The following is a 23,895-nucleotide window of genomic DNA, read 5'->3' as shown; positions in this document are numbered from 1 at the left end:
GGAGAAACCTGGCGCTCACTCGAGTCGTTCGGCGGCCTCTCGATCGACGAGGGGAGCGGCGTTCTGTTCGGGCAGTGTGACGACGTCGTCGGTCGTCAGGGTGTATTCCCGGTCGTCGACGCCGAGAATCGCGCCGATATCGCTGGTGATGCGGACCGTCGTCCGGTCGACGGCAGCGTCGGTGGGGCTCAAGTCGGCGGTGTCGTCGGTGCGGTTCGAGCCGGCCGTTCCGCTGGGAGCTGCCGCCGGATCCGATGGCGTCTGTGTCTCGTCGGGATCGGCAGGTCGGTCGCCCCGTGCGTGCTCCGACGACCGTTCGGACTGTCCGGTCGGCTCCCCGGCGGCGTCGGTCCGATCGCCGCCGCTCGCGTCCGCCTGATCGATCGAACGGCCGGTCCCGCCCATGACGTCCGCGGGGGAAACGCCGCTTGCCTCGTCCGCTTTCGGTCCGTCGGCGGCTGCAGCGCCGGCGTCCGTCGGTGGTTCCTCGGGGGGAGCCGGCGGGACGTCGTCCGCGGTCGCGTCGCGTGGCGACTGCGGCTCGGATCGCGACTCGGCATCGTCGGGGAGAGCTGGCCCAGCGGGATCGGAGCCGGTCGCGGAGTCGGTGCCCGCGTCGGGGGCGACGGCCGACTCCTCCGCGCTCTCGAGGACGTCCAGCACGCGGCTCTTGTTCGAGCCGATGCGGTCGACGAGGTCGTCGAAGAGGTCCGCTTCTTCGGCGGTCAGTCCCTCGTCGTCGGCCGCCATTCCGGCCGCGGCGAGGCTGGCCTGCTTGACGAGTTTCCCCATCCGGCGCTCGTAGATCGCTTCGACGACGTCCTTGGCGGTCTCGATCTCGTCGGTGAGTCGGCCCACTTCGGGCGAGGAGAAGGGATCCTCGGCCCGCTCGGCGACGCGATCGCGTTCGTCCTCGAGGTCGGCGATGTACTCGCCGACCTCCTGGTAGAAGGAAGGGCGCAGGTTCTGGAGGCTGTCCTTCTGGCGCTCCTTGCTCTGGACCGAACGCAGTTCGTCTAGGTTCATTCTTTCTCCTTCTCGGCGCAGCCACGTGCCATGAGGAACACGGCGACGTACTCGGGTAGTGACTGGTCACCCTCCGAGACCGTAAAAGTATCTCCTCCGAGTTCGACCTCGCCGCCATCGCTCACGTCGACGGTGATTTCGTGGCCGACGAACGTCTCCGGGACGGCGTCCACGAGGGGATCGAAGTCCGCGATCTCGTCGCGCTCGAGTCGAACCGTTTGCAGCCCGCTGCCGCCGTGTAGGCTGCCCGGAAGCCTGATCAGCCGGTTCGTGTCCGTCGTAACCGGTTCGTCGATCGGGGCGTTGTCCTGCTGGACGGCCTCGCTCGCGAACCGCTCGGCCAACTGCGCGACGGCGGTGTGGACGGTGACGTTGCCCGCCTCGAGTTGCGCCCGATTGTTGCGGGCCGCGTTCAGCGTGGCCTGGGCTTTTCCGTCGCCGATGCCGTCGAACGACTGGAGCCGCTCGAGTGCGGCGTCCTCCTCGAGTTCGAGCAACTCGTCGACGAAGGCCATGAAGTGGTCGTGGGTCCGAGCGCCCCAGCCCCCCTCGATCTGGAGGGTGCGCCGTTCCGTCGGCGTCTTCCGTCCCAGTCCGGCGACGGTCTCGGTCTCGATCAGTTCCTCGAACTCGAGACCGATGCCCCGAACGTAGTCGACGATCTCGCGGCGGTGCTCCCGTTCGAGGTGGAGGACGTTCTCGTCGCGGACGTGGACGTGATACCCCCGGCCGCCCGAGAAGACGATCTCGAGGTCCTCGAACGCGAAGTCGTCCTCGAGGAACTCGAGGAGCCGACGCAGGGCGTCCTGACACTTCGCGAGCATCTCCCCGTAACTGTCCTCGCCGAGCGTGACGCTGGGCAGGTGGTCGGCGTCGAGATCGAAGACGAGGTCGGCGGACTGCCAGTCTTTCTCGTGCATCGAACTCGCGCCGGGATCGCGAAAGCGTCCCGCGGAGAAGTAGACGTGTCGCGGGCGCTTTCGGACGAGAAACTCGGAGAGATCGCCCAACTCGAGCAGCGAACGGTGACGGACCATCGTCGTGTCCGGTCCCTCGGTCCAGGGGATGTACCCCCACTCGCGTTCGTTGGCCGCGGGCGGCGGCGTGATCTCCGTCCGTCGATAGTGGTCGCGGAATCGCCCCCGCAGATAGGCCCTCGTTCGCTCCTCCATACGACTCGAGTAGTCGTGGATGGGGGCGTATAATCTTGCCGAATGTTCGACCTCGTGGGGGGACGTTCCGGTAACCGAATATCCGATCGACGGTATTCCGGGGTGAGCGATCGCGGACGGTCCGGGAAAGAGGGTCGTTTACAACCGAAGGTGGACGAGGAGTAGCCCCAGAATCCCCAGATTGGCGACGACGCCAGCGTAGGCCACCGTCCAATCGAGGACCGTCAATGCCAGTGAAAATAGCGTGACCGCGACCAACAACCACCGCCACGATTGCCAGTCCGTGAGGAACGCGCCAGCCGACACGACGAAGCCGACGGCGGCCACTCCCCAGAGGACACCGAAGACCCGAACCCCTCCGTCGCCGACGTCGACGGCACCACCGAGCAACGTCGTCTTGTATGGAAATTCGGCGACCGTCGCGAGGTCGAGGTACACCGTGAATCCGAGCAAGTGGACGAGTCCGTGAGCCGCGAGCACGAATGCAATCAGGTACGTTACGATTCCTGCCATACGCACATGTAAACTGGTGTGATTATCATTTGATCGATTGGTGGTGACGGATACCGCGAGTGGGTCACAGAACCGCCGTAATGGGGCACATTGCGGACGTACAGAGCGAACGCTCGTCGGGTAGCCCGGGCGGACGGTGACCGATACCCATCGAATTCCTGACCAGAGAGAACCGTACACCCTCTATATCGTCTCTCTCGCCGTCTTTACCTGTATGGCTACATCAACGACCGCACGTCGACTCCCGACCGCCCAGTTTCTCCTCGGGACTGTCGTGATTCTGGTGGGGATATTGCTCCTGCTCGAGACGACTGGTCTCTCACCGACGCGGAACATCCTGCTGTACGTCCCGTCGTTGTTCGTCCTCGTCGGTGGCTGGGGGCTCGTCCGGAGCCGGTTCCGCAACGTCGTCGGGCCAATCGTCCTGATCGGTGTCGCCGGAGCGTGGCAACTGGTCGCGCTCGACTACGCGACGGTCGATCAGGTCGTCGTCTTTTGGCCGGTCTTCGTCATCGCGTTCGGACTCTCGATCATCGCGGGTCAGTTCCAGTCGCGCGTTCGCGCTACCGACGACACCTTCACGTCCGCGTTCGCCGCGTTCGGCGGCGTCGAGAAACGAATCACCTCCAGGACGTTCACCGGCGGCGATCTGACGGCCGTGTTCGGCGGCACCGAACTCGATCTGCGGGACGCCGAGATCGACACCAAACCGGCACGGGTCACCGTTCTCGCCGTGTTCGGAGGGGTCGAGATCGTCGTCCCTCGAGAGTGGAACGTACAGATGGACGTCTTCCCCGTGCTGGGTGGTGCCGCCGACGACCGGCCACGGCGGGAGGGAACCCACGAGGAGGTCGATCTCGTGGTAACTGGATTCGCCGCCTTTGGGGGCGTCTCCGTGACGGACTGATCGTGGGCTGTCCGGTTGGCCCTCGTAGCGTACCCGTTCGGATCGTTTTGGAACACCCCGTCTGACGTGATTTCTCGCACGGATCGTCCTGCGTCCCGACACCGGATGCCGAGAGCATCCCGGCACTGGCGGCCGAGACGGACTCGAAACGGGAGGGACGATACGGGGGTCGCGAGGCTACTGATCGGCGGAATTCGGATTGGGCGATCGCTCGACGGTCACGTATCGGTCCCCGTTCAGGACCGCGTCGACGCGGCCGTGCCAGTCCTCGGCGAAGGCCTCGCGTTCGGCGTCGGTCGCGGTGCCCTCGATCAGTTTCGGCAGGTCGTCGACGGCCGGTCCGCCGGATGGGACGTCCGCGACGTGGTAGATCACCCGAACCGTCTCGTCCGTGTCCGTGCGCGTGAATTCGAATGCAATGCCGTCGGTGCCGATGGCACCGTAGTGGAGCAGGTTCTTCCGGCCGCCGTGGCCGCCGGCCAGTCCGGCGAAGCCGTCCTCGCCCGCCGCACCCGTCACGTACGAGATCAGGCGCGCGGTGACGCCGTAGGCGGGGTCGTCCCGCGGCCCGCCAGCAAGTACGTCGATGTCGCCGCGGACCGGGAGTTCGTCGCCGGGGTAGAGGGCCTCGAGGCCCGTCTTGGCGATCCGGTACGCGCCAGCCGCCGTGGGACAGGAGTGGCCCGCCGCTTTCACCACGTCCGCGTACGTGATGACGATCGGATCGCCGGACTCGAGGACGGCCAGGGCCTCTGCAGCGGGGTCTCGCAGTCGGATCGGATCGATATCGTAGTCGACGTTCCAGTCGGTTCGGTCTCGGTTCGAGGGGTCGGATTCGTGGGTGGAATTGCTCATTGATGGATCGATGTGTTGTGTTGATCGTTCGGTGTGGTTCGATTCGCGACGCCGTCGGGGAGCCGTCCCGCTGTCAGTACCGCAACAGCCGCATCCCGTTGAGGATGACCAGCAGGACGCTGCCGATGTGGATGAGCATGCCGCTTGCCATGTGGACGTAGCCGGCGAAGACGCCGGCCAACAGCAGGCCGACCGTCGCGACCGCGATGGCGACGTTCTCCGTGACGTTCCACCGGGTCGCCTTGCTGAGTCCGACGGCGTAGGGAATGCGTGCCAACTCGTCGGCCATCAGCGCCATGTCTGCGGTCTCGATGGCGGTGTCGGTCCCCGCCGCGCCCATCGCGATCCCGACGTCGGCGGTCGCCAGCGACGGCGCGTCGTTGATCCCGTCGCCGACCATCGCGACGACGTAGCCCTCTCCCTGGAACGACTCGATCGCTGCCTGTTTCTCCTCGGGGAGCAGTGTCGCACGGTAGTCGTCTATTCCGACCGTCTCGGCGACCGCGCGAGCGGTCCGCTCGTTGTCGCCGGTCAGCATCACCGTTCTATCGAGTCCATTGGCGTCCTGCAGCGCCGCGACGACGTCCGCCGCGGCGGGCCGGAGTTCGTCCCTGATCGAGATGACGCCGACGATTTCGCCGTCGAGGGCGACTGAGACGGCCGTCTCGCCGCGTTCCTCGTACTCGCGGATCTGGGCGGCGATCCGGTCCGGAACGTCGATCTCGCGTTCGGCGAGAAGCGCGCGGTTGCCGACCACGATCCGCCGCCCGTCGTGGCTCGCGACGACGCCCTTGCCCGCGACGACCTCGAACTCGTCGGGATCGGGAATCGTCCGCGCGTCCCGTTCGAGGTCGACGCCGGCGGCAGCGGATTCGACGGCACCGCCGTCGGTGGCGAGATCGGAGCCGTGACGGTTCCGGGCGGCCGCGAGGATCGCGTCCGCGAGGTGGTGTTCGCTCTTCTTCTCGGCGATGGCCCCGTTGCGGAGCACGGCGTCCTCGTCGAGGCCAAAGCCCGTGACGCTCGAGACGGTCGGCTCGCCCTCGGTCAGCGTTCCCGTCTTGTCGAACGCGACGAGGTCGATCTTGCCGGCGGTCTCGAGGTGTTCGCCGCCTTTCATCAGGACGCCCGAGCGCGCCGCCGAGCCGATGGCGCTGACGATGCTGACCGGCGGCCCGATGACCAGCGCGCCGGGACAGCCGATGACGAGCAGCGTCAACGCCGTGACGGCGTTGCCGGTGATCGCGTAGGACCCGACCGCAAGCACGACGATCGCGGGCGTGTAGTAGGTCGCGAACCGCTCGATGATCGTCTCCGTCGGCGCTTTCGCCTCCTGGGCCTCCTCGACGCGGCGGATGATTCGCTCGAGGGTCGTATCCCGGCCGGTGCCGGTCGCGACGACCTCGAGGGCTCCCTCCTGGTTGATCGTCCCCGCGTACACCTCGTCGCCCGCGGCCTTGGGGACGGGCGCGCTTTCGCCGGTGACGGGAGCCTGATCGACCGTGCTCACGGGGTCCCCGTTCGCTCGAAGGGTCTCCGACCCGTCGCTACTCTCGCCGTCAACGACCTCGCCGTCGACGGGGACCTTCGCGCCCGGCTTCACGATGACGGTCTCACCGGGCTCGACCTCGTGAGCGGGAACTTCCTCGGTTACGCCATCGCGGCGGACGATCGCCGTGTCCGGGGTCATCTCGAGCAACTCCTCGAGTGCCGACCGGGTCTTGTTCATCGTCCGTGCCTCCAGGTAATTTCCCAGCGAGAACAGGAAGACGACGGCGGCGGCCTCCCAGTACTCGCCGATGACGATCGCCCCGAGCGCGGCCAGCGTGACGAGGGTGTTGATCCCGACGGTTCCGGTACGCAGCGTGTAGTAGGCCTTTTTCGCGACGTCGTACCCGCCGACGACCGCCGCGATGAGCAGCAGCGCCGCGCTCAGTCGGGGCAAATCGTGAGCGGTGCCGACGCTCCAGCCGACAGCGAGCAGCAGGCCGCTGGCCGCGACGACGATCGGCGTTCGGTGGGCCCGGACGTATCGCTCGACGTTCACGGTCGGTCACCGGGGACGGGGCGTGTACCCCTGGTTCGTGATGGCTCGCTCGAGGCGATCGGCGTCGACGGCCGTCTCGTCGAACTCGATTTCGACGCGACCGGTCGTGTAGTGGACCTCGACGCGCTCGACGCCGTCCGTTTTGGACAGGGCTCGTTCGACGTGGCTCGCACACGTCGGACAATCGAAGTCGGTGACGCGGTATTCGGTGATCTGGGTCATCGGTGCTCGAATACTCGTACGAACCTCGTCCATAAATACATCACTCAAATGATTTGTTTGACTTCTATCACGGCCGTTTCCACCGGTGAAACGACCCGTCTAGACGGCCGCGCGGCCTGAGCGACTTATACGGATCGCCACCCAACGACCGGGTAACCGATGCCCGAATTCACGTCGGACGTGACGATCGACGACATCGCGGTCCGGGATACGAACGTCTCGAGCGCCGTCGACGAACCGGTTCGTGCGATGATCCTCGACATGCTCGCCGACACGACGCTCTCCGTGACGGAGATCGACGAGGAGCTCGCGGGACGGGGGTACGATCGGACGCTCAATACGGTGCGCCACCACGTCAACGAACTCCGCGATGCCGGCCTCGTCGAGGTCGCCCGTCTCGAGGAGCGAAACGGCGGCACGACGAAGTACTACCGCGCGAATACGATCGTCCTCTCGTACGCGCTACCCGAGGACGCACGGGCGGACGTCGACTCGATGGCGCGGGAACTCGCACCCGACGTCGCAGCGCTCGTCGCGGACCTCGAGGCGGCCCACGGCGAAACGTTGGATCGGATCGCCGACGAGATGGCACCCTGTGAGCACTGTCGAAGCCAGAAGTACGAGACGTACCTGCTGTTGACGATCCTTCGACGGGCGTTCGTGGCGGGAACCCTTCGAGACGACCCCGTACAGTAGTTCCGTCTCGCCGAGCAGTAGCGTCCCGTTTTAACGCCGTATCAGATCGGAAATCCGGTCGGCGATACCGACGTCGGCCCCGAGTTTCAGGTAGTAGGCGTCGCCGCCGTCCTCGTAGTAGCCGTCGATCCGGCGTTTGATCTCGAAGCCGAGATGTTCGTAGAACTGGAGGGCGTTCTCGTTGCTCGTCCGAGCGTGGCACGTGATCGTATCGTGGTCGTCCGCGACGTGGGCGACGAGGCGTTTTCCGACGCCTTCGCTGCGGAATTCGGGGTCGACCGCGAGAAAGAGAATGTAGCCGTCGCGTCGAACGGCGGCGAAGCCGATGAGGTCCCCCTCCCGGACGTAACAGTGTACTTTCGACCGGCGATACGCGTCAGTAAAGAAGTCGTGTCGCTGCTTGAGCACACCTTCCTGACGGTTGATCTCCTCCTTTAGCTGCCAGGCTTGGTCGACGAAGTCGTCGCTCCCCGGCGCGACGACCCGACTGTCGATGTTGACGCTCACTACCATACACTACCAGCGTCGTCAATATAATTCCACCGGCAGCCGATGTCGTCGACCATCGGAGGCGACCTGTTCGTCGCGCTGTCCGTTCGATCGGAGCGAACCGACGACCGAGACGCTCCGAAACGACGCACATAGGTCACCGGCCGTCGAAGGAACGCCACGATGGGATTCGACCTGTGTGACCACACGGCCGACATCGCGGTGTCGGCGACCGGCGACTCGCTCGAGGCGGTTTTCGCGGCGGTAGCCGACGGCCTCGCGGCCGCATCGTGTGACGGGATTCCGGCGGACGCCGGCGACCGGTTTTCCCTCGCCGTCACGGCCGAGAGCCGCGAGGCGCTGCTGTTCGACTACCTCGACGAACTGATCTACCTGCGGGACGTCCGGTCGGAACTCCCCGTCGACCACCGCGTCGAGTCGATCGAGCCGCCGTCGACACCCGATCGCTCGGCCGGCGGTGACGGGGCGGCGGGCGACGGATCCGACGAGTGGCAACTCGACGCCAGCGCCCGCGGCGTCGGACTCGCCGAGATCGACGCTCGCGAGATCAAGGCCGTGACGTATTCCGAGATGCGACTCGAGCGGGTCGAGACCGACGGGAACGAACCCGGCGGCTGGGAGGCATACGTCGTCTTCGACGTGTGACCGCTGTCCCGGATGCCGGAACCGGATTCGCAGTCCGACGGTGACAGTGACAGTGACTATCGGGGAGGCCGAAGAGACGAACATCTTTCATCGCTGCCACCCGAGTTCCGCGTATGACGACCTTCGACGCCAACGGCATCACGCTCGAGCGGGTGCGCGAGCACGTCTGGGAGATCCCACAGGAAGGCGATATGCGCGTCCCTGCGCGGGTACTGGCGAGTGAAGCACTGCTCGAGGAGATCCAAGACGACAAGACGCTCGAGCAGATCACGAACACGACTCACCTGCCGGGGATCACGAACTACGCGATCTGCATGCCAGACGGGCATCAGGGCTATGGCTTCCCGGTCGGCGGGGTCGGGGCGCTCGACGCCGAGAACGGCTGTATTTCGCCGGGTGCGGTCGGCTACGACATCAATTGCGGCGTCCGGATGATGCGGACGAACCTGACCTACGACGACGTACAGGGCCACGAGGAGGAACTCGTCGATTCGCTCTTCGCCAACATCCCATCGGGCCTCGGTGGCGGGGGGATCGTCGAAGGCGGCGTCGACACCATCGACGAGATCCTCGCGCGCGGGGTCGACTGGGCCCTCGAGAACGGCCACGCCGTCGAAGACGACCTGCGCCACTGCGAGGACGAAGGGATGCGCGAGGGCGCAGCGCCCGAGAAAGTGAGCCAGAAAGCCAAAGATCGCGGGAAGAACCAGATCGGGTCGCTGGGGTCGGGCAACCACTTCCTCGAGGTCCAGCGCGTGACCGACGTCTTCGATTCGGGCGTGGGCGAGGCCTACGGACTCGAGGAAGACCAGATCGTCGTGTTGATCCACTGTGGCTCCCGCGGATTGGGCCACCAGACCTGTAACGACTACCTGCGGAAGATCGAGCAACAACACAAGGGACTGCTGGACCGCCTGCCCGACAGGGAACTCGCGGCCGCGCCCGCGGGGTCACAACTCGCCGAGGACTACTACGGCGCGATGAACGCGGCGATCAACTTCGCGTGGGTCAATCGGCAGCTGATCATGCACCGCACGCGGCAGGTCTTCGAGCGCGTGTTCGATCGGTCCTGGGAGTCCATGGAGATGGACCTGCTCTACGACGTGGCTCACAACATCGCGAAGAAGGAAACGCACACGGTGAGCGCGGAGCCGCGCTCCGCGGACGGAGCGAGCGGCGTTGAGCCGCGAATCGACGGCGAGGAACGCGAGCTCTACGTCCACCGCAAGGGTGCCACGCGGGCCTTCCCCGCCGGCCACCCCGAGGTGCCCGACGCCTACCGCGACGTCGGTCAGCCGGTGATCATCCCCGGCAGTATGGGCGCGGGCAGCTACGTCCTCCGCGGGGGCGAGAATTCGATGGACCTCACCTTCGGCTCGACCGCGCACGGTGCGGGGCGACTGATGAGCCGCACGCAGGCGAAAAACGAGTTCTGGGGCGGCGACGTCCAGCAGGACCTCGAGGACCAGCAGGCGATCTACGTCAAGGCCCAGTCCGGAGCCACGATCGCCGAGGAAGCGCCGGGCGTCTACAAGGACGTCGACGAGGTCGTCCGCGTCTCGGACGAACTCGGCATCGGCGACAAGGTCGCGCGGACGTTCCCGGTGTGTAATATCAAGGGCTGATTTGGAACGACGGTCCTCTCTCCATAATCGACCTCCAATTCCGCTATAGTTTCGTCACGTACTCCGTGCCACGCGCGTTAGTACCACGAGACGACGTGGAAGACGTGATCGCCGCGGCGAGTTACGTCGCGGACGACGGATTTCCTCCACTCGATGCCGTGCATCTCGTCGCATCTAGGATAGTTCGATCGTCTCGAGCGGGTCGGAGTCCGATGGCGACTCCGAACGGATCAACGTAAAAGAACTGGACTGATCGTCGGTGCGTTTGCTCCTCACTTCAGCCGATATGGACTTTCGTCGTCTTCGTCAGTATCGTCGTCGCCCTCGTACGGTTTCCGAGCAGTGATCGTCACGGTCGCCTCCGGGTCGTCCTCGTCGGCCCACGGGCTGTCGTAGGCCGAGATCTCGAGGTCGGTGACGTCCCAGCCCTCCGCTTCGATGAGTTCCACGAGGCGACGCTGGTCGGCGAGCATGTCCTCGTCCATGGGCGCTCGTTCGGTCGGAACCGGGGTAGTTCTTCCGCCGAGCGAAACCGCCGTGGACTGTGTCCGCTCCGACGATGTCCCGTCGACGAGCGGCGGACTGGGCGAGACCACGATCCATCCAACGGGCTGACACCATTTGTGAACCGAAACCGGTTACGAGACGTCGAAATCCCCCGCGCGTTTAAGCGGATCCGGATGCAACTCGGTGACATGCTCGCCGACGAATTCGGTCGGGAGGTTACTGGGGTTCGCGTCTCCCTCACCGATCGATGTAATTTCGACTGTGTCTACTGTCACAACGAAGGGCTGGGGGATACCCGGGGACCGATGGATCCACAGGACGACGAGATGTCGACCGACGACGTGGTTCGGTTCCTCGAAGTCGCCGCGGAGTTCGACGTCGACGCGGTCAAGTTCACCGGGGGAGAGCCGATGTTGCGACAGGATCTCGAGGAGATCATCGAACGCACGCCCGACGAGATGGAGGTCTCGCTGACGACCAACGGGACGTTCCTCCCCGGTCGCGCCGCGGATCTCGTCGATGCCGGCCTCGAGCGGGTCAACGTCTCCCAGGACGCGCTCGATCCGGAGGACTTCGCCGCCGTGACGAAAAGCGGGGCCTACGAAAAGGTCCTCGAGGGAGTCGAAGCGGCACTGGACGCGGGGCTGGACCCGGTCAAGCTCAACATGGTCGTTTTCGAACACACGGCGGGGTACGTGCCGGAGATGGTCGATCACGTCGCGGCAAACGACGGGCTCCAGCTCCAGTTGATCGAATACATGCCCGAGCTGACGGGCAAGCCGGAGTGGAACATCGACATCGGGCGGGTCCACGACTGGCTGGCCGAGCGGGCCGACGAGATCGAACACCGGGAGATGCACGACCGAAAGCGGTACTGGGTCGACGGCGGGATGGTGGAGATCGTCGATCCCGTCGAGAACCCGACCTTCTGTGCGAACTGTCACAGGGTCCGTGTGACCCACGAGGGGCACCTGAAGGGGTGTCTCAACCGCAACGACGACCTCAAGTCGATGGGCGAGATGACGAAGCCGGAAATCCGCGAGGCCTTCCGCGACGTCGTCGCGAATCGGGTCCCATACTACGGCGAGTACATGATCCAGAACGGTGACGGCGAGTGGGAGCTCAACGAAAAGTACATCGAGGAGTACGCCGGCGTTTGAGGCGGTCCCCTGTCACTGGGTCCCGGCCCACCCACAGGGCGGGTCGCGGCTGGGTCGGCACTGATCGACAGGAGTCCGTCTGGGCCGTTGGGAGAGCGGTCTTCCGTCCCCCTGTTTCGAGACGCAAGCGCGATCACCACGAGTATGTGACTCACTCCCGTCTGGCCACCTTTCGTTGCCCTTAAGTAGTCGACGGGGGTAGGTTCGGGTGCAATACGTGTAGGGGAGCGATCCCCGAGTCCGCGAGGGCGACGATAGACCGACGGTGTTGTGGTAGCCAAGCGGCCCAAGGCGCATGGTTGCTAACCATGTGGCGTCAAGCCTCCGGGGTTCGAATCCCCGCCACAACGTCGGACACTTCACTGGCGCTTTCCCGCCAGTCGATTTGCAACGCAGGCAGACCAGATACAGATACACGACATATGAGCGCCGAAGAACCTCAAGAACAAGAAGACGACGAAGATCTTCGATACTTCGTCCGCATCGGGCAAACCGACCTCGATGGGACGAAGTCCGTCGAGCGCTCGCTTTCGGAGATGAACGGGATCGGTCGCCGAACCGCCCGGCTCATCGCCGATGAAGCGGGTGTCGACCGAACGGCGACGTTCGGCCGACTCGACGACGACGTCATCGAGACGGTCGTCGAGGTCGTCGAAAACTACGCTGCGGAAGTTCCGGACTGGCTCAACAACCGCCAGGACGACTTCTACAGCGGCGAAACGACCCACGAGATCGGTAACGATCTCCAGTTGACTCGACAGCACGACATCAACCGGATGAAGATGATCGACTCCTACAAGGGAACTCGCCACAAGCGCGGCCAGAAGGTCCGTGGCCAGCGAACCAAGTCCACCGGTCGGACGGAGGGCACCATCGGAGTCAACGTCGAAGAGATCCGCGAAGAACAGGCCGAAGAGGCCGCCGCCGAAGAAGAGGACGAGGGTGAATAATGCCACTCGGCACTGACACCAAACAATACGAGACGCCGAACCACCCTTACCAGGGTGAACGCATCGCCAGCGAGCACTCCCTCGTCGACCGCTACGGTCTCAAGAACAAAGAAGAGCTCTGGCGCGCCCAGTCCGAGCTTCGCTCCTACCGGCGCGAGGCCCGCGAACTGCTCGGCCAGGCCCAGGACGACGACACCGTCATCCGCCGCTCCGACGAGTTCCTCGGACGGCTCAAACGCGTCGGCATCCTCGACGAAACCGACGAACTCGGCGACATCCTGTCGCTCGAGGTCGAGGACATCCTCGAGCGTCGACTGCAGACGGTCGTCTATCGAAGCGGACTGGCTAACACGGCCCAGCAGGCCCGTCAGTTCATCACCCACGGCCACATCGTGGTCGACGGACAGCGCCACCTCGTCCCCTCCTACGTCGTCGACATCGACGAAGAGGATCTGGTGGCCTTCGACGAGAACAGTCCGCTCGCGGACGAACTGCATCCGGAACGCGCGGAGGGTCAGTAACATGAGCCAGAACGACGAAAAGTGGGGCATCGCCCACGTGCACGCATCGTTCAACAACACCGTCATGACCGTGACCGACCTCACGGGCGCGGAGACGATCGCCAAGTCCTCCGGCGGGACGGCGGTCAAGCAGAACCGCGACGAAGCGTCGCCGTACGCGGCCATGCAGATGGCCGAATCCGTCGCCGAAGAGGTCAAATCGGCCGGCATTACGGGTCTGCACGTTCACGTGCGTGGCCCCGGCGGCAACCTCCAGAAGTCCCCCGGTCCCGGCGCGCAGGCGACGATCCGCGCGCTCGCCCGCTCGGGCATCGAGATCGGGCGCATCGAGGACGTCACGCCGATCCCACACGACGGATCGCGCGCTCCGAAAGGTAAGGGCGGCTACTAGATCATGACTGAAGCGTACGACGTCGAGTTCGTCGAACGCGAGGATCGTGAGGCACGATTCCTCGTTCGCGGCGTGACACCCGGGTTCGCAAACGGCATCCGTCGAGCGATGGTCGCCGACGTGCCGACGATGGCCGTCGATACCGTTCGGTTCGTCGAGAACTCGTCGGTCATGTTCGACGAGCAACTCGCCCTCCGTCTCGGGCTCGTCCCGCTGACGACGCCGCCGGTCGGCGAGTTCACCGAGGACGACACCGTCACGCTCTCGATCGACGTCGAAGGGCCGGCAACCGCCTACTCCGGCGATCTCGTCAGCAGCGACGAGCTCGTCCAGCCCGCGGACGAGAACGTTCCGATCATCGAACTCAAGGACGGCCAGCGCCTCGAGGCCGAGGCCGACGCCGTGATCGACCGCGGCAAAGACCACGCCAAACATCAGGGCGGGGTCGCGGTCGGCTACCGACACCTCCAGCGCGTGGCGGTCGAGGGTGACCTGCCGGAGTTCGAGGATCAAGAGAGTCAGATCATCCGTGGCGTCATCGAGGACGACGGCGAGCTCGTTCCGACGAGCGAGTTCGACCACGATCTCTCGAATCGCTATCCGGGCAAAGAGGTCCGGGTCGAGGACGTGCCAAACGCGTTCGTCTTCCACGTGGAGACGGACGGCTCGTTCCCCGTCGAGGAGCTCGTGACGCGGGCCGCGGAGACGCTCGAGGCGCGTGCGACCGAACTCGAAGACGCAGTACAGCTGTAGCAATGAACCGACGCCCCCAACCCACTCAGGAGACGCTTCTCGCCGGCGCCGTGAGCGACGAGACCGGCGATCGCGTTTCCACTGGAATCGAAAGGGGTTTGAAGGGGCGACGGGTAGACGGAAGTGCGAGCAGGGATAGCCAAGTCAGGCCAACGGCGCAGCGTTCAGGGCGCTGTCTCGTAGGAGTCCGCAGGTTCAAATCCTGCTCCCTGCATCACTTCTCTACGACCGAACGATACTCGAGGAGCAGTCGATCGTGTTTCGATCACGATCGCTCCTCGAGCGGTTTCGTTCGGCAGTACAACGATTTCGATTCCACAGTCGACGACGTGGTTCCTCGCGTCGTCGATCAGTTAGCAGTTGGAGGATACCAATGAGTAGCAAGACTAATCCGAGGCTCAACGATCTCATCGCCGAGCTAAAGTCGACGTCCCGCGAAACGGACGCCGACGTCTGGCGAGACGTTGCGGATCGACTCGAGAAGCCCCGACGCACCCACGCTGAGGTGAACCTGGGCCGCATCGAGCGATACGCACGCGAAGAAGAGACTGTCGTCGTCCCCGGCAAAGTGCTGGGATCCGGCGCACTACAGAAGAACGTCACCGTCGCCGCCGTCAACTTCTCTTCGTCCGCGGAGACGAAGATCGATCAGGTCGGCGACCCGGTACCGCTCGAGCAAGCGCTCGAAGAGAACCCCGACGGCTCCGATGTCCGGGTGATTCGATGAGTCTCGCAGAGTTCGACGCGGATCTCGTCGTCGACGCACAGGACTGTATTCTCGGTCGAGTCGCGAGCGAGGTCGCCCAGCGCGCGCTGGACGGCGAACGCGTCGCGATCGTCAACGCCGAGGACGCGGTCATCACCGGCGACAAGGAAGACATTTTCGAGACGTACCGCACGCGGCAACAGCTCGGCTCGGACCGCGGGCCGTACTACCCCAAACGACCGGACACGATCTTCAAGCGGTCCGTTCGCGGGATGTTGCCGTACAAGAAACCTCGCGGCCGCGAGGCACTCGACAGCGTCCGGGTCTACGTCGGCAACCCCTACGAGAACGACGACACCGAGTCGGAGGTCCTCGAGGGAACGTCGCTGGATCGCCTGTCGAACATCCGCTTCGTCCACCTACACGAAGTGTCCGAACAGTTAGGTGCTAACGTCACATGGTAACCAACACGAGTGGCAAGAAAAAGACGGCCGTCGCTCGCGCCACGGTGCGCGAAGGCGAGGGTCGCGTTCGAATCAATTCCCAGCCGGTCGAGCTGGTCGAACCGGAGACCTCTCGCCTCAAGATGCTCGAGCCGTTCCGCATCGTCGGCGAGGACCTGCGCGGCGAGATGGATATCGACGTTCGCGTCGAAGGCGGCGGCATCAGCGGCCAGGCAGACGCCGTCCGAACCGCTATCGCACGCGGGATCGTCCAGCACACGAACGACGCGGAACTCCGCGACGCGTTCATGGAGTTCGACCGCTCGCTGCTGGTCAACGACGTTCGTCAGTCCGAACCGAAGAAGTGGGGCGGCCCGGGCGCTCGGGCGCGCTACCAGAAGTCCTACCGCTAAGGTGATTCAAGCATGATGGTACCGGTCCGGTGTTTCACCTGTGGCAACGTCGTCGCCGAACACTGGGAGGTGTTCGACGAGCGGGCCAACGAGGGCGACGAGGACCCCGAGAAGGTTCTGGACGAACTCGGCGTCGACCGCTACTGCTGTCGGCGCATGCTCGTCAGTCACACCGATCTCGTCGATATCGTCTCCCCGTACCAGTAAGCCAATGCAACAGCAAGAGCACAACCGCTACGAGAAGGCACGCATCCTCGGCGCTCGAGCGCTGCAGATCTCCTACGGTGCGCCGGTGTTGATCGAGACCGAGCAGACGGAACCGATCCTCATCGCCGCCGAGGAGTACGACGCCGACGTGCTTCCCTTTACCGTCAAGCGGGGGTACGACCGGAAATGACGCGTATTACCGACGTTCGGCTGCGCCGGATTCTCGACTCGCGAGGGAACCCGACGGTCGAAGCGGACGTCCTGACGGAAAGTGGCGGCTTCGGCCGCGCTGCAGCACCAAGCGGTGCCAGCACCGGCGAGTACGAGGCCGTCGAGCGGCCGCCGAACGAGGCGATCGCCGCGGCCCGGGAACACGCCGTTCCCCGGCTCGTCGGCGAGGTCTACGCGGGCAACCAGCGCGACGTCGACGCGGCGCTCCACGCCGCCGACGGGACCGACGACTTCTCCGAGATCGGGGCCAACAGCGCGGTCGCGATCTCCATGGCCGCCGCGAAGGCCGGTGCCGACGTGCTCGGTGCACCGCTCTTTCAGCACCTCGGTGGCACGTTCCGCGGCGAGAACTTCCCGATTCCGCTCGGGAACGTCGTCGGTGGCGGCGAACACGCCGCCGACGCGACCGACATTCAGGAGTTCCTGGCTGCACCCGTCGGCGCTCCAAGCGTCGCGGATGCCGTCTTCGCCAACGCGGCCGTCCACGCCGCCGTCGCCGACCTGCTCGAGGAACGCGACGTTCCGTGCGGGAAAGGCGACGAGGGCGCGTGGGCACCGTCGATCGACGACAGCGAGGCCTTCGAGGTCGTCGACGAAGCGGTTTCGATGGTCGCCGACGAGGTCGGCTTCAACATCGGCTTCGGGCTGGACGTGGCCGGCGCAGAACTGTACGATTCCGACTCCGGGACGTACGAGTACAGCGACCGAAGCCGTGACACCGACGAGCAGATCGCCTACATCGCCGAGCTCGTCGAGGAGTACGATCTGGTCTACGTCGAGGATCCCCTCGACGAGGACGATTACGACGCCTTCGCCGACCTCACCGACGAGGTCGGCGATCAGACGCTGGTCTGTGGTGACGACCTGTTCGTCACCAACACCGAGCGTCTCGTCGAGGGAATCGATCGCGGCGCGGCAAACAGCATCCTGATCAAGCCAAACCAGATCGGGACGCTGACGGACGCCTTCGACGCGATCGAACTCGCGACGCGGAACGGTTACGATTCGGTCGTCTCCCATCGGTCGGGCGAGACCGAAGACGCGACGATCGCACACCTCGCTGTTGCGACCGACGCCCCCTTCATCAAGACGGGTGCCGTCGGCGGCGAGCGAACTGCAAAGCTCAACGAGCTCATTCGAATCGCAGACGACGCGACATGACAGAGAACGATGCAACCCAGGAAGGGCTCGACGCCGCCGAGGAGGCGATCGACGAGGAGCCAGCCGAAGGGGCTGGCCCCGCCGCCGACGCCGACGACGTCGAGCCAGTAGACGAACAGTCCGCCGACGCCGAGGGAGCCCCCACGGCCGACGCAGAACAAGCCGACGACGCCGAAAGCGAGGATGCCGGGCCGACCCTCGACGACGACGTGATGTCCGACGAGGAGGCCGACCTCCTCATCCCCGTCGAGGACTACCTCGGCGCTGGCGTCCACATCGGGACCCAGCAAAAGACTCAGGACATGGAGCGGTTCATCCACCGCGTCCGAACCGACGGGCTCTACGTGCTCGACGTCTCGAAGACCGACGGCCGTATCCGGACGGCCGCGGACTTCCTCGCGAACTACGACCCCGAGCAGATCCTCGTCACCTCGAGTCGCCAGTACGGTCGGTTCCCGGCGGAGAAGTTCGCCGAAGCCGTCGGCGCTCGCGCCCGGACCGGTCGCTTCATCCCGGGAACGCTGACGAACCCCAAGTACGACGGCTACATCGAGCCGGACGTGCTGGTCGTCACCGACCCGATCGGCGACGCCCAGGCCGTCAAGGAAGCTATCACGGTCGGCATCCCGGTCATCGCGATGTGTGACTCGAACAACCAAGTCAGTAACGTCGACCTCGTCGTCCCGACGAACAACAAGGGTCGCAAGGCCCTCTCGGTCGTCTACTGGCTGCTCGCCAACGAGGTTCTCGATCGACGCGGTGCCGAGCCGTCCTACTCGCTCGAGGACTTCGAAAGCGGCGTCTGATTCGGTCGCGTTCGGCACTGTTCGTTTTCCCACTGCCCGCTTCGAACAGCGACTGGTTCGGGGCGTGCGCGGTGACTCGATTGCCGGTCTCGGCGTCCGCCGATCACGACCATTGGTGAATGATAGCTCACCACAATGTTTAGTGGTCGCGTATCCATTTCGGGAGCATGTGCGGATCACTGTCCGGCGGACCGGCGGCCGTCATCGATCGATGGAATCGGATATTCGAGGTACTCGCTTCGGGGCCGCGACGACAGATCGTGGCCGCGCTGTTAGACGCTCCGGCCGGCGAGTCCGTCTCGCTTCCGGAAGGCGCGGCGAACCCGAACCTCGAAACGGATCGCAAGGAGTTGCGGGTTCGCTTGCGCCACCACCATCTCCCGCTTCTGGAATCGGAACGCATCGTCCGGTGGGAGCGTGAACCGCTATGTGCCTACCGCGGCTGTGATTTCGAAGACGCCGCTATCGTCCTGCAGAGCCTGTACGCGAACGCGGAGGAAGTACCAGAGCGTCTGCTTGTGGACTGTCGGACGCTCGAGAGCGAACTCAGCGGCTAACACGAGGTCGTCGGCCGCCTACCTGGATCGGGCCTCGAGCAGGGCCTCGATCAGTTCGGCGGCCTCGACTGCCGTCGCCCCGAAGACGTAGCTTACGGGCTCGATCCCGAACGCGCCCTGGTGGTAGGCGACGGCGGGAACGGTGCCGCGGGCGGCGAACCGCTCGCGGAGGTGTTCGCCGCGGTCCTCGTAGTCGGCGTCGAACTCGAGTGGCTCGAGCCCCAGCTCTCGAGCGGCCTCGAGCAGGCCGTCGTCGGTGGCGACGTTGATCGCCGCCCGGATCTCGGAGTCGGCGTCGTTCGCGGCCAGGACGGCCGTCGCGACGTGTTGCGACGCGCCGAACTCGGGGTTCGCAGGAATTTCGATGCGGCCACCCATGGCGTAGATCCGGCCGGGGACCGCGGCGACGTCGGTTTCGTCGCCTGGTTCGGGAAGCGACATTCCGACGTTAGTTCCGACGTTCGGGACGATGTCGGCCATTCCGGGAATCGAGGCGAGCGTACGCGCGGCGGTCCGGACGTTCGCGAGGACGTCCCGTTCGGCGCGGACGTCGGGATCGAGGCCGCGAACGCACAGATCACAGCCCAGCCCCCGAAGGGCAGGCATCTCCTCCTCGTGGAGTTCACAGATCGGACCCCGATCCTCGAGGGTACGGACGAGCGAGAGGAGTTCGGCCAGCGCGTCGTAGCCGTCCATCTCGCCGCTGGCCAATCCGTCAGCGATGCGTTCGACGGTGGCGACGGTTTCGGGATCGTCTCGAAACCGGTCGTCACCGCCGCTCTCGCCCCCGACGTACTTGCTGACCGCAGCCTGGGTCACGCCGAGTTCGGCGGCGATCTCCCGTTGGGTCAGCCCGCGGTCGGCGAGGCGTGCGGCCAGCATCGCCCGGACCGTCGGCAGGAACCGATCGACGACGAGTTCGCTGGGCAAGACGAGCGACATACGACCGACGTTCGACTGCACGATCATAAGTCCGCCTACGCGACGGGCCGACGGACCGCCAGCGGGCGACGACACAGACAGCTATTACTCCCCCTCGGACGAACGCCCGGGCATGACACGCTCGAGCGCTCCCGGGAAGGTGTACCTGTTCGGGGAGCACGCGGTGGTTTACGGCGAACCCGCCGTTCCATGTGCGATCGAACGGCGGGCGCGAGTGGAGGTCCAGCGACGCGACGACGGGCGGCTCCGGGTCAACGCCGAAGACCTCAGCCTCGATGGCTTCACCGTCGAGTACGGTGCCACGGCCGACAGTCGTCCCGACGTGGACGTCCCCGAATCGCTGGTGACGGCGGCGACGCAGTACGTCGACGGCGCGATCGAACAGGTTCGAGAAGTGACCGGCGAAGACGACGCCGGCTTCGACGTCACGATCGAGAGTGACATCCCGTTGGGTGCAGGCCTGGGGTCCTCGGCGGCGGTCGTCGTCGCCGCCATCGATGCGGCAACCCGCGAACTCGGCGTCACGCTCGAGCCCGCGGAACTCGCCGAGCGAGCCTACCGGACGGAGTCGCAGGTGCAGGACGGCCAGGCCTCGCGGGCCGATACGTTCTGTTCGGCGACCGGCGGCGCGGTCCGCGTCGAGGGCGACGACTGCCGCTCGCTCGAGGCACCCGAGTTGCCGATCGTGATCGGGTTCGACGGTGGCGCGGGGGACACCGGCAAGCTGGTTGCAGGCGTCCGCGACCTGCGCGAGGAGTACGATTTCGCGGCCCACACGGTCGAGGCGATCGGCGACGTCGTTCGGAACGGCGAGGACGCGCTCGCGGACGGGGAGATCGACGAAATCGGCCGACTGATGGACTTCAACCACGGCCTGCTCTCCGCGCTGGGCGTCTCCTCGCGTTCGCTCGACACGATGGTCTGGGCGGCCCGTGACGCGGGTGCCCGCGGCGCGAAGCTCACGGGAGCCGGCGGCGGCGGCTGCATCGTCGCCCTCGATCCGACCGAGGAGACGGAGACCGCGCTGTCCTTTACGCCGGGCTGTGAGGACGCCTTCCGCGCGGAACTCGCCGAAACGGGGGTGGAGCGACTCGAATGATCGTTCTGAAACTCGGCGGCAGCGTCATCACTGAGAAGGACCGGCCGGAAACCCTCGACGGCGACGCCCTCGAGCGCGCGGCCGACGCGATCGCGGCGACACGAGAGAGCGGTACCGAGGACCTCGTGATCGTCCACGGCGGCGGGAGCTTCGGCCATCACAACGCCAGCGAGCACGGCGTCACCACGACCGAAGGGACCCACGACGCGTCGGCAGCGCTGGACATCCACGGCGCGATGACGACGTTGAATCAGTTCGTCCTGCGTCGACTGCTCGAGCGCGACGTCGAGGCGGTGCCGGTCCATCCCTTTTCGGCAGCCGCCCGCGATAGCAAGGGGGAGCTCGACTTGCCGACCGGCCAGGTCGAAACGATGCTCGCGGAGGGGTTCGTCCCTGTTCTCCACGGCGACGTGATCGCCCACGCCGGCGCGGGTGCGACCGTCGTCAGCGGCGACGAACTCGTGGCGGAACTCGCTCGAGCGCTCTCGGCCGATCGGGTGGGGCTGTGCTCGACGGTCCCTGGGGTGTTAGACGACGGTGACGCCGTGATCGACCGGATCGCCGACTTCGAGACCGTCGCCGACGTGCTCGGGACCAGCGAGGCGACCGACGTGACCGGCGGAATGGCCGGCAAAGTGCGGACGCTGCTCGGACTCGAGGCCGCGGCATCGATCTTCGGCCTCGAGTCGCTCGCGTCGTTCCTCGAGGGCGAGAATCCGGGGACGACGATCGACTGAGAACGATAGCGGGAGACGAGCGAAGAAACGGCGAGACCGTCTCAGCGGGTCCAGAACCCGCCGGTGAAGAGGACGAGAACGGGGATGATCTCCAGTCGGCCGATCCACATCAGGAAGACCATCAGGAGTTTCGAACTGTACGGGAACTCGAGGTAGTTCCCGAAGGGGCCGAGCGAACCGAACCCGGGGCCGATGTTCCCGATCGTCGCGAGACTCGCACTGAACGCCTCGATGGGCTCGAGGGAGTAACCGATTCGGCTGGCGTCGAGCATGATGACCAGCGTGGCGAGAGCGAAGATGAAGAGGTACATGAACGTGAATCCGAGGACGCCGCGAATGGCGTCCTCGTCGACGACGTTGCCGCCGAGTCGAATCGGGCGGACGACCTCGGGATGAGACGCCGTGAACAGCTCTCGGCGCAGTACCTTGAAGACGATCAACCATCGAACGACCTTGACGCCGCCACCGGTCGAGCCCGCACAGCCGCCGACGAGCATCGCGAACAGGAGCACGACCTTGCCGGTCGCGGACCACGCCGCGAAGTCGCTGGTCGCGTAGCCGGTCGAGGTCAACAGTGACGCGATCTGGAAGGCGCTCTGTCGCAGCGAGTTCTCGACCACGCCTTCCGTCACGCCGCCGAGATCCCCGAGCGCCGGCGCGGTACCGACGTAGAGCATCCCGGCGAGGAGGACCGTCAGCCCGGCGATCGCGCTCACGTAGGCGCGGAACTCGGAGTTACGGACGAAGCGATGACCTTCGCCGCTGAAGACGTGCCAGAACAGGGCGAAGTTGGTCCCGGCGATGATCATGAACGGAATGGCGGTCCACTGGACGATCGCGGAGAACGCCGCGACGCTGTCGGCCTCCGGCGAGAACCCGCCCGTCGGGAGCGTCGTGAACCCGTGGGCGATGGCATTGTAGAGGGTCATGTTGTCGGCCATCCCCGCCAGATGGAATCCGTAGAGAATGACGATGTAGAGAACGGTGAACGCGAAGTAGACGAGCCAGAGGATGCGCGCCGTCTCGGCGATGCGCGGCGTGAGTTTCTGTAACTGCGGTCCCGGCGCCTCCGACTCGACCAGTTGCGCGCCGCTGACCGCTAACTCGGGGAGGATCGCGACCATCAACACGATGATCCCCATCCCGCCGAGCCACTGGGTGAGCTGTCGCCACATCATGATCGCGTGGGAGTGATCCTCGAGCGAGATGCTCCCGAGGACCGTCGCCCCGGTCGTCGTAAAGCCGGACATCGACTCGAACAGGGCGTTGACCGGATGTGCGAGCGTCGATTCGGTTCCCCAGCCCGCGACCACGTAGGGAACTGCACCGATCATCGCGACGGCCAACCACGATATCGCCACGAAGAGCATTGCTTCCCGGACCTGTAGATCCGGCTCGGGACTGAGTTGCTCGAGGCCGTGGCCGATGGCGATCGTAAGAACGATCGTCGCGACGAACGGGAACACGGGGTCGCTATAGATCAGCGCAACGACGATCGGAATCACCAGTGGGACGGAGAGATACTTGAGCACGGTTCCGACGAGCGCGACGCTGGCGCGCCAGTCAGTACGGATCCGCATAGTACACCCCACTCGCGCAGTCACGTCTGGACACGGTATATAACGGCATTTTGGTTCGGTCTCATTAATCCATCGTAAGTCGCCGTCCGTCCCGACCGGGCCCTCGTACGGATCACTACTGGTGGAACGCGGGCAGTTCCGGCCAACGAGTACCGTTCCCCGGCTATGGGACGAGGGTCTATATACGAACTGTGCGTATACTATACCATGAGCGTTCGATTACCAAGCGTTCGTCACCCACACTCGTTTTACGACGTGTTCGGCGTCGTCGCCGCCGCGGTGACGATTATGGCCCTCGTGCTCGCCGTTCGGTACGGGTCGGTCGTTCGGCTCGAGATGGCCGTCTTCATGACGGCCGTCTTCCTGTGGGCCGGCTGGGCGATCGAGCGGATTCTGGCGGAATCCAAAGACCGAGCGAGAACACAACGGCGGGATCCACCCTGGGACTGATGCCGTCGCGGCAGTAGACCGTCCGTTGCAATCCGTGGGTCGACGGGACACGAAGGGAATCGT

Annotated in this window: 30 protein-coding genes and 2 tRNA genes; 22 read left to right on the top strand and 10 right to left on the bottom strand. The window is 65.3% G+C overall.

The features are described from left to right. Positions 1–15: 15 nt before the first annotated feature. From CP557_RS11205 to CP557_RS11195, 3 genes are all read right to left on the bottom strand, one after another. Positions 16–1,026: a DNA replication complex subunit Gins51 gene (locus CP557_RS11205; RefSeq protein ID WP_097379983.1), complete on the bottom strand. Its 1,011-nt coding sequence runs from the start codon at positions 1,024–1,026 to the stop codon at positions 16–18. Further along, positions 1,023–2,198 (bottom strand): DNA primase small subunit PriS, encoded by a 1,176-nt coding sequence (gene priS / locus CP557_RS11200; protein ID WP_097379982.1) that lies wholly within the window; start codon positions 2,196–2,198, stop codon positions 1,023–1,025. The genes CP557_RS11205 and priS overlap by 4 nt, the downstream gene beginning before the upstream one ends. Positions 2,199–2,336: 138 nt before the next feature. Continuing rightward, on the bottom strand, positions 2,337–2,711 hold the full coding sequence (locus tag CP557_RS11195) for an ABC transporter permease (protein ID WP_097379981.1): 375 nt from the start codon (positions 2,709–2,711) through the stop codon (positions 2,337–2,339). A 214-nt stretch (positions 2,712–2,925) separates the two neighbouring features. On the opposite strand from CP557_RS11195, the gene CP557_RS11190 reads away from it, so the two are divergent. Next, positions 2,926–3,618 (top strand): LiaF transmembrane domain-containing protein, encoded by a 693-nt coding sequence (locus CP557_RS11190; protein WP_169924372.1) that lies wholly within the window; start codon positions 2,926–2,928, stop codon positions 3,616–3,618. Between the two features lie 177 nt (positions 3,619–3,795). Here the strand turns inward: CP557_RS11190 and CP557_RS11185 are convergent, their stop codons facing one another. The 3 genes from CP557_RS11185 to CP557_RS11175 all read right to left on the bottom strand — a co-directional run bounded on the left by CP557_RS11185 (position 3,796) and on the right by CP557_RS11175 (position 6,742). Then, positions 3,796–4,473, bottom strand: a complete 678-nt coding sequence (locus tag CP557_RS11185) for an FmdE family protein (RefSeq protein WP_097379980.1) — start codon at positions 4,471–4,473, stop codon at positions 3,796–3,798. Between the two features lie 73 nt (positions 4,474–4,546). Beyond that, positions 4,547–6,520: a heavy metal translocating P-type ATPase gene (locus CP557_RS11180; RefSeq protein ID WP_097379979.1), complete on the bottom strand. Its 1,974-nt coding sequence runs from the start codon at positions 6,518–6,520 to the stop codon at positions 4,547–4,549. 6 nt (positions 6,521–6,526) lie between these two features. After that, positions 6,527–6,742 (bottom strand): heavy-metal-associated domain-containing protein, encoded by a 216-nt coding sequence (locus CP557_RS11175; RefSeq protein ID WP_097381612.1) that lies wholly within the window; start codon positions 6,740–6,742, stop codon positions 6,527–6,529. Positions 6,743–6,901: 159 nt separating this feature from the next. Here CP557_RS11175 and CP557_RS11170 point away from each other — a divergent pair, with 159 nt between their 5' ends. After that, positions 6,902–7,438 carry a winged helix-turn-helix domain-containing protein gene (locus CP557_RS11170; protein WP_097379978.1) on the top strand — a complete coding sequence of 179 codons (537 nt, stop codon included), beginning with the start codon at positions 6,902–6,904 and terminating at the stop codon, positions 7,436–7,438. Between the two features lie 30 nt (positions 7,439–7,468). Here CP557_RS11170 and CP557_RS11165 read toward each other — a convergent pair whose 3' ends face one another. Continuing rightward, positions 7,469–7,945 (bottom strand): GNAT family N-acetyltransferase, encoded by a 477-nt coding sequence (locus tag CP557_RS11165; protein WP_097379977.1) that lies wholly within the window; start codon positions 7,943–7,945, stop codon positions 7,469–7,471. Positions 7,946–8,110: 165 nt separating this feature from the next. Here CP557_RS11165 and CP557_RS11160 point away from each other — a divergent pair, with 165 nt between their 5' ends. Beyond that, the gene (locus CP557_RS11160) at positions 8,111–8,593 is read left to right on the top strand and encodes an archease (protein WP_097379976.1); all 483 of its coding nucleotides are present in this window, start codon (positions 8,111–8,113) and stop codon (positions 8,591–8,593) included. A 113-nt stretch (positions 8,594–8,706) separates the two neighbouring features. Further along, positions 8,707–10,218, top strand: a complete 1,512-nt coding sequence (locus CP557_RS11155) for an RtcB family protein (protein ID WP_097379975.1) — start codon at positions 8,707–8,709, stop codon at positions 10,216–10,218. 272 nt (positions 10,219–10,490) lie between these two features. On the opposite strand, the gene CP557_RS11150 is transcribed toward CP557_RS11155, so the two are convergent. Next, positions 10,491–10,703 carry a hypothetical protein gene (locus CP557_RS11150; RefSeq protein ID WP_097379974.1) on the bottom strand — a complete coding sequence of 71 codons (213 nt, stop codon included), beginning with the start codon at positions 10,701–10,703 and terminating at the stop codon, positions 10,491–10,493. A gap of 210 nt (positions 10,704–10,913) precedes the next feature. Between CP557_RS11150 and moaA the strand changes: the two genes are divergently transcribed. The 15 genes from moaA to CP557_RS11075 all read left to right on the top strand — a co-directional run bounded on the left by moaA (position 10,914) and on the right by CP557_RS11075 (position 19,024). Beyond that, the gene (gene moaA, locus CP557_RS11145) at positions 10,914–11,885 is read left to right on the top strand and encodes a GTP 3',8-cyclase MoaA (RefSeq protein WP_097381611.1); all 972 of its coding nucleotides are present in this window, start codon (positions 10,914–10,916) and stop codon (positions 11,883–11,885) included. A 267-nt stretch (positions 11,886–12,152) separates the two neighbouring features. Continuing rightward, positions 12,153–12,235: transfer RNA gene (locus CP557_RS11140), tRNA-Ser, on the top strand. Between the two features lie 72 nt (positions 12,236–12,307). Then, a complete protein-coding gene (locus CP557_RS11135; RefSeq protein ID WP_097379973.1) occupies positions 12,308–12,835 on the top strand; it encodes a 30S ribosomal protein S13 in 528 nt (175 codons plus the stop codon). Then, positions 12,835–13,356: a 30S ribosomal protein S4 gene (locus tag CP557_RS11130; RefSeq protein ID WP_097379972.1), complete on the top strand. Its 522-nt coding sequence runs from the start codon at positions 12,835–12,837 to the stop codon at positions 13,354–13,356. The genes CP557_RS11135 and CP557_RS11130 overlap by 1 nt, the downstream gene beginning before the upstream one ends. 1 nt (position 13,357) lies before the next feature. Then, complete coding sequence (locus CP557_RS11125) at positions 13,358–13,747, top strand: 30S ribosomal protein S11 (protein ID WP_097379971.1); 390 nt, start codon at positions 13,358–13,360, stop codon at positions 13,745–13,747. A 3-nt stretch (positions 13,748–13,750) separates the two neighbouring features. Next, positions 13,751–14,500 carry a DNA-directed RNA polymerase subunit D gene (locus CP557_RS11120; RefSeq protein WP_097379970.1) on the top strand — a complete coding sequence of 250 codons (750 nt, stop codon included), beginning with the start codon at positions 13,751–13,753 and terminating at the stop codon, positions 14,498–14,500. Between the two features lie 129 nt (positions 14,501–14,629). Further along, positions 14,630–14,714, top strand: a tRNA-Leu gene (locus tag CP557_RS11115). Between the two features lie 159 nt (positions 14,715–14,873). Next, positions 14,874–15,227, top strand: coding sequence for a 50S ribosomal protein L18e (locus CP557_RS11110; RefSeq protein ID WP_097379969.1), 354 nt, complete (start codon positions 14,874–14,876; stop codon positions 15,225–15,227). Then, on the top strand, positions 15,224–15,670 hold the full coding sequence (locus tag CP557_RS11105; protein ID WP_097379968.1) for a 50S ribosomal protein L13: 447 nt from the start codon (positions 15,224–15,226) through the stop codon (positions 15,668–15,670). The genes CP557_RS11110 and CP557_RS11105 overlap by 4 nt, the downstream gene beginning before the upstream one ends. After that, positions 15,664–16,062, top strand: coding sequence for a 30S ribosomal protein S9 (locus tag CP557_RS11100; protein WP_076145159.1), 399 nt, complete (start codon positions 15,664–15,666; stop codon positions 16,060–16,062). Before CP557_RS11105 ends, CP557_RS11100 begins: the two co-directional genes overlap by 7 nt. A gap of 12 nt (positions 16,063–16,074) precedes the next feature. Beyond that, the gene (locus tag CP557_RS11095; RefSeq protein ID WP_097379967.1) at positions 16,075–16,269 is read left to right on the top strand and encodes a DNA-directed RNA polymerase subunit N; all 195 of its coding nucleotides are present in this window, start codon (positions 16,075–16,077) and stop codon (positions 16,267–16,269) included. A gap of 4 nt (positions 16,270–16,273) precedes the next feature. Continuing rightward, complete coding sequence (locus CP557_RS11090; protein WP_097379966.1) at positions 16,274–16,459, top strand: DNA-directed RNA polymerase subunit K; 186 nt, start codon at positions 16,274–16,276, stop codon at positions 16,457–16,459. Next, positions 16,456–17,661, top strand: coding sequence for a phosphopyruvate hydratase (eno, locus tag CP557_RS11085; protein WP_097379965.1), 1,206 nt, complete (start codon positions 16,456–16,458; stop codon positions 17,659–17,661). The genes CP557_RS11090 and eno overlap by 4 nt, the downstream gene beginning before the upstream one ends. Continuing rightward, positions 17,658–18,467, top strand: coding sequence for a 30S ribosomal protein S2 (rpsB, locus tag CP557_RS11080; RefSeq protein ID WP_097379964.1), 810 nt, complete (start codon positions 17,658–17,660; stop codon positions 18,465–18,467). Before eno ends, rpsB begins: the two co-directional genes overlap by 4 nt. A gap of 167 nt (positions 18,468–18,634) precedes the next feature. Beyond that, positions 18,635–19,024 (top strand): hypothetical protein, encoded by a 390-nt coding sequence (locus CP557_RS11075; protein ID WP_097379963.1) that lies wholly within the window; start codon positions 18,635–18,637, stop codon positions 19,022–19,024. 18 nt (positions 19,025–19,042) lie between these two features. Here the strand turns inward: CP557_RS11075 and CP557_RS11070 are convergent, their stop codons facing one another. Next, a complete protein-coding gene (locus CP557_RS11070; protein ID WP_097381610.1) occupies positions 19,043–19,966 on the bottom strand; it encodes a thiamine-phosphate synthase family protein in 924 nt (307 codons plus the stop codon). 112 nt (positions 19,967–20,078) lie between these two features. On the opposite strand from CP557_RS11070, the gene mvk reads away from it, so the two are divergent. Continuing rightward, positions 20,079–21,065 (top strand): mevalonate kinase, encoded by a 987-nt coding sequence (gene mvk, locus CP557_RS11065; protein ID WP_097379962.1) that lies wholly within the window; start codon positions 20,079–20,081, stop codon positions 21,063–21,065. Continuing rightward, positions 21,062–21,802 (top strand): isopentenyl phosphate kinase, encoded by a 741-nt coding sequence (locus CP557_RS11060; protein ID WP_097379961.1) that lies wholly within the window; start codon positions 21,062–21,064, stop codon positions 21,800–21,802. The genes mvk and CP557_RS11060 overlap by 4 nt, the downstream gene beginning before the upstream one ends. Before the next feature lie 41 nt (positions 21,803–21,843). Here CP557_RS11060 and CP557_RS11055 read toward each other — a convergent pair whose 3' ends face one another. Further along, a complete protein-coding gene (locus tag CP557_RS11055) occupies positions 21,844–23,382 on the bottom strand; it encodes a TrkH family potassium uptake protein (protein WP_097379960.1) in 1,539 nt (512 codons plus the stop codon). A gap of 207 nt (positions 23,383–23,589) precedes the next feature. Between CP557_RS11055 and CP557_RS11050 the strand changes: the two genes are divergently transcribed. Further along, a complete protein-coding gene (locus CP557_RS11050) occupies positions 23,590–23,832 on the top strand; it encodes a hypothetical protein (protein WP_097379959.1) in 243 nt (80 codons plus the stop codon). Positions 23,833–23,895 lie beyond the last annotated feature (63 nt).

The sequence above is a fragment of the Natrinema ejinorense genome (assembly GCF_002494345.1).
Lineage (GTDB): Archaea > Halobacteriota > Halobacteria > Halobacteriales > Natrialbaceae > Natrinema > Natrinema longum.
The sequence above is the reverse complement of the archived record's forward strand: the minus strand, read 5'-3'. Positions and strand labels throughout refer to the sequence as shown.

Bases quoted from the DNA above. Each gene is read 5' to 3' on its own strand.
- CP557_RS11190 (WP_169924372.1), top strand. From the start codon at position 2,926: ATGGCTACATCAACGACCGCACGTCGACTCCCGACCGCCCAGTTTCTC.
- CP557_RS11130 (WP_097379972.1), top strand. From the start codon at position 12,835: ATGCCACTCGGCACTGACACCAAACAATACGAGACGCCGAACCACCCT.
- CP557_RS11070 (WP_097381610.1), bottom strand. From the start codon at position 19,966: ATGTCGCTCGTCTTGCCCAGCGAACTCGTCGTCGATCGGTTCCTGCCG.
- CP557_RS11050 (WP_097379959.1), top strand. From the start codon at position 23,590: ATGAGCGTTCGATTACCAAGCGTTCGTCACCCACACTCGTTTTACGAC.
- CP557_RS11175 (WP_097381612.1), bottom strand. From the start codon at position 6,742: ATGACCCAGATCACCGAATACCGCGTCACCGACTTCGATTGTCCGACG.
- CP557_RS11055 (WP_097379960.1), bottom strand. From the start codon at position 23,382: ATGCGGATCCGTACTGACTGGCGCGCCAGCGTCGCGCTCGTCGGAACC.
- CP557_RS11120 (WP_097379970.1), top strand. From the start codon at position 13,751: ATGACTGAAGCGTACGACGTCGAGTTCGTCGAACGCGAGGATCGTGAG.
- CP557_RS11060 (WP_097379961.1), top strand. From the start codon at position 21,062: ATGATCGTTCTGAAACTCGGCGGCAGCGTCATCACTGAGAAGGACCGG.
- CP557_RS11110 (WP_097379969.1), top strand. From the start codon at position 14,874: ATGAGTAGCAAGACTAATCCGAGGCTCAACGATCTCATCGCCGAGCTA.
- CP557_RS11090 (WP_097379966.1), top strand. From the start codon at position 16,274: ATGCAACAGCAAGAGCACAACCGCTACGAGAAGGCACGCATCCTCGGC.
- CP557_RS11195 (WP_097379981.1), bottom strand. From the start codon at position 2,711: ATGGCAGGAATCGTAACGTACCTGATTGCATTCGTGCTCGCGGCTCAC.
- CP557_RS11095 (WP_097379967.1), top strand. From the start codon at position 16,075: ATGATGGTACCGGTCCGGTGTTTCACCTGTGGCAACGTCGTCGCCGAA.
- CP557_RS11160 (WP_097379976.1), top strand. From the start codon at position 8,111: ATGGGATTCGACCTGTGTGACCACACGGCCGACATCGCGGTGTCGGCG.
- rpsB (WP_097379964.1), top strand. From the start codon at position 17,658: ATGACAGAGAACGATGCAACCCAGGAAGGGCTCGACGCCGCCGAGGAG.
- CP557_RS11170 (WP_097379978.1), top strand. From the start codon at position 6,902: ATGCCCGAATTCACGTCGGACGTGACGATCGACGACATCGCGGTCCGG.
- CP557_RS11155 (WP_097379975.1), top strand. From the start codon at position 8,707: ATGACGACCTTCGACGCCAACGGCATCACGCTCGAGCGGGTGCGCGAG.
- CP557_RS11125 (WP_097379971.1), top strand. From the start codon at position 13,358: ATGAGCCAGAACGACGAAAAGTGGGGCATCGCCCACGTGCACGCATCG.
- CP557_RS11100 (WP_076145159.1), top strand. From the start codon at position 15,664: ATGGTAACCAACACGAGTGGCAAGAAAAAGACGGCCGTCGCTCGCGCC.
- moaA (WP_097381611.1), top strand. From the start codon at position 10,914: ATGCTCGCCGACGAATTCGGTCGGGAGGTTACTGGGGTTCGCGTCTCC.
- CP557_RS11150 (WP_097379974.1), bottom strand. From the start codon at position 10,703: ATGGACGAGGACATGCTCGCCGACCAGCGTCGCCTCGTGGAACTCATC.
- mvk (WP_097379962.1), top strand. From the start codon at position 20,079: ATGACACGCTCGAGCGCTCCCGGGAAGGTGTACCTGTTCGGGGAGCAC.
- priS (WP_097379982.1), bottom strand. From the start codon at position 2,198: ATGGAGGAGCGAACGAGGGCCTATCTGCGGGGGCGATTCCGCGACCAC.
- CP557_RS11105 (WP_097379968.1), top strand. From the start codon at position 15,224: ATGAGTCTCGCAGAGTTCGACGCGGATCTCGTCGTCGACGCACAGGAC.
- eno (WP_097379965.1), top strand. From the start codon at position 16,456: ATGACGCGTATTACCGACGTTCGGCTGCGCCGGATTCTCGACTCGCGA.
- CP557_RS11135 (WP_097379973.1), top strand. From the start codon at position 12,308: ATGAGCGCCGAAGAACCTCAAGAACAAGAAGACGACGAAGATCTTCGA.
- CP557_RS11185 (WP_097379980.1), bottom strand. From the start codon at position 4,473: ATGAGCAATTCCACCCACGAATCCGACCCCTCGAACCGAGACCGAACC.
- CP557_RS11075 (WP_097379963.1), top strand. From the start codon at position 18,635: ATGTGCGGATCACTGTCCGGCGGACCGGCGGCCGTCATCGATCGATGG.
- CP557_RS11205 (WP_097379983.1), bottom strand. From the start codon at position 1,026: ATGAACCTAGACGAACTGCGTTCGGTCCAGAGCAAGGAGCGCCAGAAG.